Origin of the sequence: Parashewanella curva (genome assembly GCF_003675895.1) — a bacterium.
Lineage (GTDB): Bacteria > Pseudomonadota > Gammaproteobacteria > Enterobacterales > Shewanellaceae > Parashewanella > Parashewanella curva.
Genome location: NZ_ML014854.1, coordinates 1 through 10,156, shown reverse-complemented (window position 1 = coordinate 10,156; position 10,156 = coordinate 1). Strand labels below are relative to the sequence as shown.

The window sequence follows — 10,156 nt, the reverse complement described above, 5'->3', positions numbered from 1 at the left end:
TAGTTTGTGATCTATTGGCTATAGTTGTTGTGATCTATCGTTGTATGTCAGGTTTTCGCTTTACGTTTGTGCGAAAAGAAAATTTTAACATTTCTTTTATGTATTGAATTTTAAGGATTTATTCTTTGACCGAGAATTGCTGACGCCGTTCCCAATCTTGATCCATTTTCAACAAAATTCACTGAGTTTGCTGAGGGTGAGTTTTTGGAAATTGGTGCAGCCTATGGGTACGCTACATTAAAAGCGTTAGAAAATGGTGCTTCAGTCACGGCTAATGACATTGATGAAAGGCATCTACAACAACTCATAGAGAATGCACATCAAAAAGGTTATACAAAACTAACCACTTCACTTGGCTCATTTCCTTCAGAACTTAATTATCAGGAAAACCAGTTCAGTAAGATCTTGATCAGTCGTGTGTTGCATTTTTATACGGGTGAAAAGATGTTGGAGTTATTAAAGGTATTGAAATCATGGCTTCAGCCAAAAGGCAGCCTGTATATCGTTTGTGAAACAAATCACCTTTCGAATTGGAAAGCATTTTTTCCTGAATATCAAAGACGTCTTGATGCAGGTCTAAAGTATCCTGGGGAAGTTTATAACCCTCAACAATGGGAAGAGGGCTGGTCTGACAATATACCTGAGTTTATACACCTCGTAGATCTGCCTGTATTAAAGCAGCTTGTTATTGAAGCGGGCTTTAAGATTGTTGAAGCGGATTACATTGATCGGAAGGGGCAATTTCCTGAGTCCTTATTACTTGATGGACGTGAAAGTGTTGGGGTTATTGCGGAAAAGTAAAAGGGCAAACCATCTATGAATAAGCCGATTAAGCAAGACTCGCTTTTTAAGCATTTGAAAAAAATCTGGAACTCACTTTATCAAGATAATAAGTACCCCTTTCGTTTAGCTGGAGTCGTGGAGAAAGAGGGGATAAATGTCGCAATCATTAAATTAACGGGTTCTTATATCACCATCACCGAGCCTGTAACTAAAGCCGTTTGTGATAGTAAATTGATTGAAGGCTTGAACCCTCTGGATATTCGTAGTTTGTCGTTTTTTGCCATGCATGAATACATGAGCGAAGAAAATGAAAAATTACGAGAGAGTTTGAATAAATTACAGCATAAATATGAGTTCTCTGGCATTGAGTTTGACGATCCGGAAGTACCCATCATTACGCTTAAAGATGTCAATAATGGTGAAGTCATTGAAGTAAGTCTTGCTGAACTGTTTGATAACTCTGAACTGCTAAATGGCTTACAAAAGGAAGACTGTTGTGTGCTTGGATATTTAAAATGCTTGAACGAACATTCCGAGGGGCAGCATGGTAAAGCTGGAAAACAATAGTCGATTATTATTCATTCTTGCATTCTATATTGTGATGCTTTGCTTAACCGTTTGTTTTGCTAATAACTTCATTTCGCCATTAGGGGTGACTATACCCGGTGGTGTTTTGTTTTTTCCATTTTCATTCATTGTTTGCGATATCGTTGGTGAGGTCTACGGCTATGAAGTAGCAAAAATTTTTATTTGGGCAGGCATCACTGCGGAGCTATTGTTTGCTGGCTTATCAGAGGTGATGATTGTTATGCCACATCCTAGCTACTTTAATCATGCTGGCGCATATCAATCCGTATTCGAGCCGACAATGAGGTACGTACTTTCTGCTATTGCTGGGCTGTTTTCTGGAGATTTTCTGAATATTTATATTCTAAGCCGTTGGAAGATTGCATGGAAAGGTAGGTTGTTCATTATCAGAAGTATTTGCACGACAGGTGTGGGGCAAATGTTGTTAAGCCTTGTCGTTGTGGGTGCAGCATTTTCTGGTAAGGTATCTTCTGAGCAGCTTGTAGGGATGATGGTTTCAGGCTGGAAAATTAAGATGTTATACAGTTTTTGGCTTTCATTGCCTGCTTGTTTACTTGTTCGATATTTAAAAAACATCGACAAGGTTGACCACTACGATATCGGGATCAGTTACAATCCATTTAAAATTTAATCTCTGTCATTATGGCGACGAGTTGATCAGGCAAGTTCAGCGTATGAAGTTCATTTTTTGAGTCTGTATTGTCACTGATAACTGCGAACCTTTCTTTGTCGAACTCAATTAACCTTTTAATACTGAGTTGATCATCTATATTAACCAGCGCAAACATTTTATCTGCGGCTGGCCTGTCTGGATCAAAGATCATCATACCCCTTTGAGTGATTAAAAAGTCGAGTTCGAATTCACCTTTGGTTAGATCTACCGCAAAAGTTCTGCTGCTATTGTTATCTTGCACTTCAACAAAGTTAGGGAAATTCAGTTGCTGTTGTTTGACATAGTTGAGGATCTCACTCTTGGTCAACATGGGTACATTGATGATTTTGGACTTAGCACCCGCTTTATCGCCAAATTGTAACCACTCTTCATTCACATTGAATTTTTCGCACATGATCTTTAGCGTCTTGCGAGAGGGAATTGCTCTACCATTAACCCAATTCCCAGCACCTTTATGCGTCGTTGAAAACATATTGGCCAACCATGAAATGCGTCCCATATTTTTAGGGGGGAAATTGTGCTCATCCAAGATTGCATTTAATCGTTCGCTAAATCTTATTTTGCTCTCATTTCCAATCATATTTGCTCTCACAGGCATAAAAGTGGCAGCGACCAAGTATTGTCTAGTGTTATAGAGCTTACGCAAGCTCATTAGTTCAAATTATATCTAACATTCTGTAATTAAATAGCATTAAAAATTCTTTATTATTGTTAAGTGATACTTATATGGTAATCATGTGTGTATATATAAAACTTATAGAGGCAATATGATTGATTTGATAACATTAAAGTTTAGTCCTAAAACCAGTGAACAAATGCTAACTGATTGGTTTGAAAAACATAAAGGGCTAAAACCAAAATTTGAAAAAATTGTACTTGAATGTCCTCAGCTTAAATCTTCCGTTCTCTGTTTCGCCGATCTACTTTCGCCGCATTTATTCGTTGCTGATTACCCTGTATTCTTTCAATGTTTAACCAATGCTGTTACTGAAGTAGACCATAATGACACAGACGCCTCTTGTGCCGCAGCCATCTTTGGTGACGTGCTTGCATTTAGTGCAGCAGGGCTGCTTGTTGATATGATCATTCGAGATGTTGATCATCAGGATTGGCATCCTATTGATGGCAAAACTTTAAATCACTGGCTAAGGCAGGAGCAGAGAACTGAACAGCTTAGAGAAGGAAACTTGCAAGTCAGATATTATGACTCTTGTGAATCCACATTAGAAAGGCTTTATCGTCAAATACGGCTGCGAACAATATTGCCTGTAGTTGAGCCTAAAAGAGATAGGTTTAGATCAGTTTAGCCTCCTCTTAGCTTACTTTTCTTTTCAAATAGCAAAATGGGCAAGTAGCATTAGGCTGCTTATCAGCAGGGATAATAAAATGGTTGTAACAATGACGGCATCTATGAAATACGATGTTATTAATTTTAAAGCTTCGCAATAATACCCAAGCTTCATTTATGTCGATGGCGCTTGTATTTGAAGATTTGCAGAGCTCACATTGGTTACGAATTTTGATGTAGAGCTGATACGCTCGGGCTAGAACGTCTAAATCGAGGTGATTACTAGTTTGTTTGGTTGTTAAGGTTAAATACGTCGATAGAAAAGCATACCCCTCAATTGAAGCAAAGTGCGTGTTAAGGATCGCTTTCGCTTCAGGAAGTTGCCCTCCTTTGAGCTGTACATTCTCTAATTCTTTAGTAAGGCTACGAATATAGTCAGGCTTAAGGCCAGTATCATTAACAATGATGCTCGTTTTAAATCCGGCTTTAAGGAGCCGAAAAGCTTTTAACGTTTTTTGACTTCGCTGGATAGCATTCATTGTAATGACTCTCTCTTTTGAGGTAATGAAAACGCAAAAGAAAATTTAGATATGGCAGAAGTGTTGACGTCAATCAATTGATGAAGCGATTGAGTTGTACCATTAAATCGAAAAAGAAACTTGGGAGAACCAGCGAGGTTTCTTAGCTGTTCTAAACGAGCTTTCGTGATCATCTGTAGTGCTTGTGAATCAAGACCTGAGTAATACTGTGCTTCTTCAAATGAGTTTTGTGCGAGCTCTCGAATCGCCAATAAGTACAGTAAATTTAACTCAAAAATCGTTGTTGTAGAAGACATAAGAATACCCTCAATTATTTGTATTAAATGGTAATGGCTTATTGTTCGTAGGAAGAGCCATTCTTTGCTGCTTGATCCGACATTGGTGTTGCTCACTGACTACAGCCATCACATCGACGGGCAGTGATTGATTTCGATTCTGGTTGTCGATAATTCCAAGCAGAGGTGTGTTGAGTATTTCTGAATGAGTCGATTCAGCAAGACTCAGATAAGAATCAATAAAGGTGTTTTGAAGGCGTTCTAATTGCCACTCCGTTAAGCGGCACATCTTGACCCAACCACCGAGTTTTGTAATACATAGTGTCAAGAGTGGATCTTGAAAATACACCGAGTTCCATGCGCCAACTCGGTGTATCGCATAATTCATTTGTTCCCAAGCTTGAACGGCTTGGGAGTGTGGACTTGATGGAATGTGCTTGATCACATCGGCTGGTCTAGGTGCAAATTGCCCAGCACTGGTCGATCTTATATGGTGTGATAAGGCCGATTTAATCTGCTCAATAGAGTATTGGCATAGTGCTTCAAAACTCATGGATAAAACATCATCAGTAACAACTTTGTCATAAAGACTCCATGAAGCACACCAAACATGTGCAAATTCCGCTTTATCTTGCTCAGTCATTAACGGGTTTCTCCTGTGGTTTTGGCGATACCCATAGCTGCGCGATAGCCAAATTATGGTCGGAAACATGTGGTTTTCTTTGCAAGTGGTTTGAGTGAATGGCCACATCATCAATACGAAGGTATTCATCCTCCCACTGGCGATTACTCAACCAATTATGAGGTAACGGTGTTTTTGTTTTGTCTTGATACTGTTGGCGGAACTGTTTTTGCTCTACCCAGCTGTCTGTGACCTTAGTTGCTAACTTTTTATCTTCGTTCAAACCGAGTTGTGTCCAGATTTCTTGAGCTTTGGCTTTTTTCTCTTTACGGATCTGCTGTGACCAAAAGGTTTCAAAGTTATCGCAGGCTGCTTTCTGTATTAGAGCTGTCTGTGGTCGAGGCTCTGAAGAACGGCTTGATTTTTCTTTGCTTGCTTGTGTTGGCTGAGGGATGTTCTGAAATTCTAAAGGTAATTTTTGTATAAAAGGTTCTAGTGTTTGCCTTAGCACTCTCCGGTAGCGAAAGCCTTTAGGTATGGAAAGGTATAACTTCAAAGCCGCCTTGCCTTGGTTCGGGTTTTCTATTGGGTTGTATTTCAAATATTTTCGAAGAAGTAGCCAGTCACTTTTATCACAATGCAGTAAAAACCTTCTTTTTTGCAAAGCGGTAAGATGATTTCTTACCTGCTGCTCATCCCAACCTAAATCACCAGCGAGGTAGGATATTGGGGCGTAAAAACAACCGATCAAAGTACAATGGGGACAGGTTAATAGATAAAGCGCAAAGTACCGCTCTAGGTCACTCCAGCTCTTTATACGTTTCGTTAACCAAAAACTGATGTCTACCGTACCAAAACTTCTCATATCGTAATCCTGATATAAAAAACGACTTGTTGTACAATCTCATCAATGAGGTATTTATAAACCAAAAGTGGTTTTAAAATCCTTTTAAACATCAAAAATGATGTTTGTTGATTTGAATCTACTCCGTTTGATTTAATTGTCAACATCAAAAATGTTGATATATGGAAGAGGGTTGAATAAACTTTAATAATGAATACTGTAGCCGAACGCTTAGACTATCTCTTAAAGCACGTAAGAGTAACGCAAGTGGAATTAGCGAAACGATTAAACGTAAACCAGCAGGCGATAAGTCGTGTCTGCACAGGTTATACAAAAAATTCAAAGCTGATTTTACCTATTTGCCAAGAACTCGGTGCGAATCCAACATGGGTACTTTCAGGAGAAGGTGAGCCTTTTATTCAGCGACACTCGAAAAGGCACACCATAGAACTGCCTATGATCACTTGGGCTCAAGCACTTGATTGGGAAAGCGTTGCCAACAGCCTTGAGACGAGTGATTTTAGTGAGTACTGGGCTGTATCAGCAAAAGTCGTCAGTGAAAATAGCTATGTTCTCAGAGTCCGTGGTGACGCTATGGAAAGTCATGGCACCAGAAATGTACCTGAAGGTGCAGTTATCGTTGTCGAACCAACCAGTGAATACCAATCCGGTGATCTCGTTATTGCAAAACTTTCTAATGCTAAGGAAGCCGTGTTTAAGCAAATTCTTGTTGAAGGGAACCAAGTTTATCTAAAATCATTTAACTCGCAATATCCGCTTATTCCATTTGACGATGGTGCTGAAGTGGTTGGTGTTGTAAAACAAGCGGTAATGCAGTTTTGTTAAGCGGTTTCAAATGCGGCTATCTGTTTCGAAGTGTTATCAAAAGTCGGCAAGATATGAGGCCGATTAATTCGAATAAGGTAAACGCAAAGATCTCCAACAGCTTGTTGGAGATCTTTGCATGGGGAGAAAGGCGGGTGCTAATGTTTACGGTTGGAGCCAAATAAACGCTAGAAATAGAGCATGAACAATAAGCATTAAACCGAACAGAGCAGAGCTATTTTTTGTTCCCAATATTCAGATTTTTTAAAGGAGTTATTGCGTGACTAAAGCTGTGAATACCAACTATCAGAATCTTGTCGATGCAATTTCGTCAACTTTCACTCAAGGTCAAAGTAATACAGTAAAAGCAATCAACTCAGGATTGGTCGTCACTTATTGGAAAATTGGTCAGCATATTGTTGAGTTTGAACAGCAAGGAAAGGATGCAGCAGAGTATGGTTCGCAATTATTAGATACTCTAAGTCGTGAACTTAAGTTAAAGCATGGCAAAGGCTTTAGCTTGTCTAATTTAAAGCGTTTCAGGCAGTTTTATCTCGTTAATCGAAATGGTGCGACACTGTCGCACCATTTGAGTTGGTCGCACCATGTAGAGTTATTAAAAATCAGTAATGATGCAGAGCGAGAGTTTTATACACAGCAATCTCTAAATGCAAACTGGAGTGTACGAGAATTAAAACGACAAAAAGAAAGTGGCTTATTTCTTCGATTGGCAGCATCAAAAAACAAAGATGAAGTTTTAGCGTTATCTAAACAAAATAATTTAGTGGTACAACCGAAAGACGTACAGAGAGACAGCTATGTTTTTGAGTTTTTGGGGCTTACAGAGAAAGAACAATACAGCGAAAAAGACTTAGAAGATGCCCTTTGCGAACACCTAGAGCATTTTTTATTAGAGCTTGGAAAGGGCTTTACTTTTGTCGGTCGCCAATATCGTATCAGCCTAAACAATACTCATTACAAAGTAGACTTGGTGTTTTACCATCGTATTTTACGCTGCTTTGTATTAATTGACTTAAAAATTAATGACGTAAAGCACCAAGACATAGGTCAAATGAATATGTACATGGGCTACTTTGCAGCTGAAGAAAACACTGAAGGTGATAATCCACCTATTGGTATCATCTTGAGTAAAGACAAAGACGAGCTGCTGGTCAAATATGCCACTTATGGCATGGATGAAAACTTATTTGTGCAGAAATATCAGTTATATCTTCCCAACGAAGATGAGTTACGCCGCGAAGTCGAAGCTACCTTAGCAGAGCAAAATAGCCGTGTTCAGTGAGCAATAAGTTAAAGTGAGGTAGTTGTAGTGGTGTTTTCCATTTGGGAAAAAACCACTGTTCGCATTGGCTTTATTTCAATGTCATTCCTGTAACTAGCTCTATAGCACCACAAGTTGACACCTATCATTAATCAGCTCAGCCAATTTTTTCAATGCAACCGCTCTTTTTTCCATATATTTATACTGATTATAAATTGCCATAACACCAACTAACTCATGGTTTAATACTTTCTCTATGACAATTGGATCAACACTAAGCTTACCTAATAGGGTAGCAGCAGTCCTTCTCAAGTCATGTGGAGTAAACGCCTCTATACCGAAGTTATCAATGTTGCGGTTTATGGCTCTAGCGACAGAACGTTTATCAATTGGCTTTGTGCCGGGAGCTACGGTGGTACAGGTTAAACTCGGGAAAACAAATTCCGAATTTAAATAAGCATAAGCATTTTTTGCTTCGTATAGCAGTGAGTTGATGGAATCGTTGAGTGGGATCTTATGCTCTTTTTCGGCTCCTTTTTTTGATTTCACGTTTTCTTTTGGGATCGTCCATTCTTGCTTTTCAAAGTCAATGTCTTGCCACTTGGCTGATGTTATTTCGTTTACTCGACAAGCGGTAAATAAAAGTAGTTTTAATATCGTGATCACTTGATGAGATACGCCAAGTGTTGGTAGCTTGAGAAATACCAGCTTGATCTCATCTAAGGATAAATTTCGGCTTCTTGCGGTTTCTTTACCACCTATCACCATGCGTTTTGTTCCCGTTAATGGGTTATGTTCCAATAAACCTCGCTGTATACCAAAATCAAACATTTGCTTGAGTAAAGATAAGGTCTTGTTAGCTTGAACCTTTGAGCCTCGGGCTACAATAGGATCAAGTGCTTTACTGATCACAAGTCTTCGATTGAGCTTGTTAAGCTTAATTGAACCAATGGCTGGAATAATATCTGCAGAAAGCATTCGAGCAACTTCATCAGGACGTTTACGATGAGGTCTTACATAGATATTCATAAACTCATCTGAGAGTTGATTAACATCGGGCTCAAGCTTACTTTTCTTAATAGCTGATCTATTTTCTTTTCGGCTAATATAAACATCTTCACCAAGGCTAATTTTAGCTTTTAGGCGAATGGCTTCTTTTCTTGCATCAGTAGCAGTTAATACATTACTTTTTCCGATAGAATAGCGGCGCTGAATACCGTCACGGCCACCAAAACGATAATACAGATAAAAGGTATGCTTTCGAGCTTCGTAATCTGAAGTTTTTCCCATTTGGGCATAAAAGCCGGATAATTCGGTATCATTAATTCTGGAGATTTCTTCAGGCACCTGTTTCAGTAACGAGTCTGTGATTTTCATTTTTACACTAGTCATTTTTTGTAGCACCGTTTAAGTAGACCAAAAAATATGTAGCACCATATGTAGCACGGCTTTTGAAGGTAGCACTGAAACTAATATCGGCTCAATGAAAATCACAGATGATTTATATATGTTATATATCAATGTCTTGAGTTGGGTTTGTGGGAGTCATTCGGAGTTGCTGAAAATCACAATAAGGAGTAAATAACTCCATGGGGTGTCAGGGGTCGGAGGTTCGAATCCTCTCATTCCGACCATTTTTCTTCTTGTTTTATAACGATTTTTTCTGTTTTACCGCACCCTTAAACATTAACACTCGCAAAACTCTCGCAAAATACTCGCAAAACCTCCCCCTATTTTTTTGAACTTACGTGATCTTTAGCCCTAAAAATCTCACCAATGACATCATAGAGTTAGTCGTATATTTTGGCTGATTATTCACTCATGCACCGTTTAAATTTGAGAAAAACAGCGTCAGCGATCAAGGCTGACTTTAAATCAAAAAAAGCTGGGTAACTGAGGTAACCTTCCACTGAATATTGCTGAGAGTATTGGTATACATGGCTTTCAGGAGATTAGTCAAAGTAACTAGAAAGGGAACCACTATATAACCAGTTACATTAGAAAGTGACGCCTTAGCAAATACAGAAAATCCTTAGTTTTCAATGTGGTTACTAATAGAGTTATATAAGGTTATATAGAGAAGTAACTATATAAGCATAGGTATCTACACAATGTGATCACTTTCTAAGCAATTAAACTTTTTCATGGAACTGTTTGAAAAAGTGGCGATCAGATCTGCAAATTCCCTTCAACTGACGATAAAAATGGATTTGTTTGCACAAAATAACTTATCTTGCTTTTTACCTACCGCTCTTAAAAACAGATACCAAGATTTGATAAAGGAACATTTAAATGTTCCTTTATCAAATCTTGGTATCTGTTTTGGGTGTAGATCTTTTAGATCGACAAACATCATGAAAAGATCATTAATTATCAATGGGATGACTTTGACAAATAGTGCGAAAGGAGCAATTTTATAGTACTTATCAGTTTGCAA

The 10,156-nt window shown here is 38.6% G+C and carries 13 protein-coding genes; 6 read left to right on the top strand and 7 right to left on the bottom strand.

The window, feature by feature from the left end; all coding sequences use genetic code 11:
* The first annotated feature begins 135 nt into the window (after nt 1-135).
* From D5018_RS19420 to D5018_RS19410, 3 genes are read left to right on the top strand one after another with little or no spacing between them, the layout of a single operon-like run.
* Nucleotides 136-801 (top strand): class I SAM-dependent methyltransferase, encoded by a 666-nt coding sequence (locus tag D5018_RS19420; RefSeq protein ID WP_121840644.1) that lies wholly within the window; start codon nt 136-138, stop codon nt 799-801.
* Nucleotides 802-816: 15 nt separating this feature from the next.
* Nucleotides 817-1,350, top strand: a complete 534-nt coding sequence (locus tag D5018_RS19415) for a hypothetical protein (protein WP_121840643.1) — start codon at nt 817-819, stop codon at nt 1,348-1,350.
* Nucleotides 1,328-2,002 (top strand): queuosine precursor transporter, encoded by a 675-nt coding sequence (locus D5018_RS19410; protein ID WP_121840642.1) that lies wholly within the window; start codon nt 1,328-1,330, stop codon nt 2,000-2,002. The genes D5018_RS19415 and D5018_RS19410 overlap by 23 nt, the downstream gene beginning before the upstream one ends.
* Here the strand turns inward: D5018_RS19410 and D5018_RS19405 are convergent.
* Entirely contained in the window at nt 1,992-2,624 is a 633-nt protein-coding gene (locus D5018_RS19405; protein WP_133309344.1) for a S24 family peptidase, read from the bottom strand. The two genes, D5018_RS19410 and D5018_RS19405, sit on opposite strands and share 11 nt — an antisense overlap.
* A gap of 187 nt (nt 2,625-2,811) precedes the next feature.
* Here D5018_RS19405 and D5018_RS19400 point away from each other — a divergent pair, with 187 nt between their 5' ends.
* Nucleotides 2,812-3,351 (top strand): hypothetical protein, encoded by a 540-nt coding sequence (locus tag D5018_RS19400; RefSeq protein ID WP_121840640.1) that lies wholly within the window; start codon nt 2,812-2,814, stop codon nt 3,349-3,351.
* Nucleotides 3,352-3,358: 7 nt separating this feature from the next.
* On the opposite strand, the gene D5018_RS19395 is transcribed toward D5018_RS19400, so the two are convergent.
* Genes D5018_RS19395 through D5018_RS19380 form a run of 4 tightly spaced genes read right to left on the bottom strand, consistent with a single transcriptional unit; the run spans nt 3,359 to nt 5,633 of the window.
* A complete protein-coding gene (locus D5018_RS19395; protein WP_121840639.1) occupies nt 3,359-3,871 on the bottom strand; it encodes a FlhC family transcriptional regulator in 513 nt (170 codons plus the stop codon).
* A complete protein-coding gene (locus D5018_RS19390; protein ID WP_121840638.1) occupies nt 3,868-4,167 on the bottom strand; it encodes a flagellar transcriptional regulator FlhD in 300 nt (99 codons plus the stop codon). The genes D5018_RS19395 and D5018_RS19390 overlap by 4 nt, the downstream gene beginning before the upstream one ends.
* Nucleotides 4,168-4,177: 10 nt before the next feature.
* Entirely contained in the window at nt 4,178-4,789 is a 612-nt protein-coding gene (locus D5018_RS19385) for a DUF6475 domain-containing protein (RefSeq protein ID WP_121840637.1), read from the bottom strand.
* The gene (locus tag D5018_RS19380) at nt 4,782-5,633 is read right to left on the bottom strand and encodes a hypothetical protein (protein WP_121840636.1); all 852 of its coding nucleotides are present in this window, start codon (nt 5,631-5,633) and stop codon (nt 4,782-4,784) included. Before D5018_RS19380 ends, D5018_RS19385 begins: the two co-directional genes overlap by 8 nt.
* Before the next feature lie 189 nt (nt 5,634-5,822).
* On the opposite strand from D5018_RS19380, the gene D5018_RS19375 reads away from it, so the two are divergent.
* Together D5018_RS19375 and D5018_RS19370 are read left to right on the top strand one after the other, a co-directional pair.
* Nucleotides 5,823-6,458, top strand: coding sequence for a LexA family protein (locus tag D5018_RS19375; protein ID WP_121840635.1), 636 nt, complete (start codon nt 5,823-5,825; stop codon nt 6,456-6,458).
* A 259-nt stretch (nt 6,459-6,717) separates the two neighbouring features.
* Nucleotides 6,718-7,740 carry a PDDEXK nuclease domain-containing protein gene (locus D5018_RS19370; protein WP_121840634.1) on the top strand — a complete coding sequence of 341 codons (1,023 nt, stop codon included), beginning with the start codon at nt 6,718-6,720 and terminating at the stop codon, nt 7,738-7,740.
* A gap of 99 nt (nt 7,741-7,839) precedes the next feature.
* On the opposite strand, the gene D5018_RS19365 is transcribed toward D5018_RS19370, so the two are convergent.
* Entirely contained in the window at nt 7,840-9,111 is a 1,272-nt protein-coding gene (locus D5018_RS19365) for a tyrosine-type recombinase/integrase (protein WP_121840633.1), read from the bottom strand.
* 796 nt (nt 9,112-9,907) lie between these two features.
* Nucleotides 9,908-10,156: hypothetical protein (locus D5018_RS22045; protein ID WP_207819399.1), on the bottom strand; the 249-nt coding region annotated here is incomplete at its 5' end.

Coding starts and splice junctions, on each gene's coding strand:
- D5018_RS19415 (WP_121840643.1), top strand. CDS start 817: ATGAATAAGCCGATTAAGCAAGACTCGCTTTTTAAGCATTTGAAAAAA.
- D5018_RS19410 (WP_121840642.1), top strand. CDS start 1,328: ATGGTAAAGCTGGAAAACAATAGTCGATTATTATTCATTCTTGCATTC.
- D5018_RS19405 (WP_133309344.1), bottom strand. CDS start 2,624: ATGATTGGAAATGAGAGCAAAATAAGATTTAGCGAACGATTAAATGCA.
- D5018_RS19400 (WP_121840640.1), top strand. CDS start 2,812: ATGATTGATTTGATAACATTAAAGTTTAGTCCTAAAACCAGTGAACAA.
- D5018_RS19395 (WP_121840639.1), bottom strand. CDS start 3,871: ATGAATGCTATCCAGCGAAGTCAAAAAACGTTAAAAGCTTTTCGGCTC.
- D5018_RS19390 (WP_121840638.1), bottom strand. CDS start 4,167: ATGTCTTCTACAACAACGATTTTTGAGTTAAATTTACTGTACTTATTG.
- D5018_RS19385 (WP_121840637.1), bottom strand. CDS start 4,789: ATGACTGAGCAAGATAAAGCGGAATTTGCACATGTTTGGTGTGCTTCA.
- D5018_RS19380 (WP_121840636.1), bottom strand. CDS start 5,633: ATGAGAAGTTTTGGTACGGTAGACATCAGTTTTTGGTTAACGAAACGT.
- D5018_RS19375 (WP_121840635.1), top strand. CDS start 5,823: ATGAATACTGTAGCCGAACGCTTAGACTATCTCTTAAAGCACGTAAGA.
- D5018_RS19365 (WP_121840633.1), bottom strand. CDS start 9,111: ATGACTAGTGTAAAAATGAAAATCACAGACTCGTTACTGAAACAGGTG.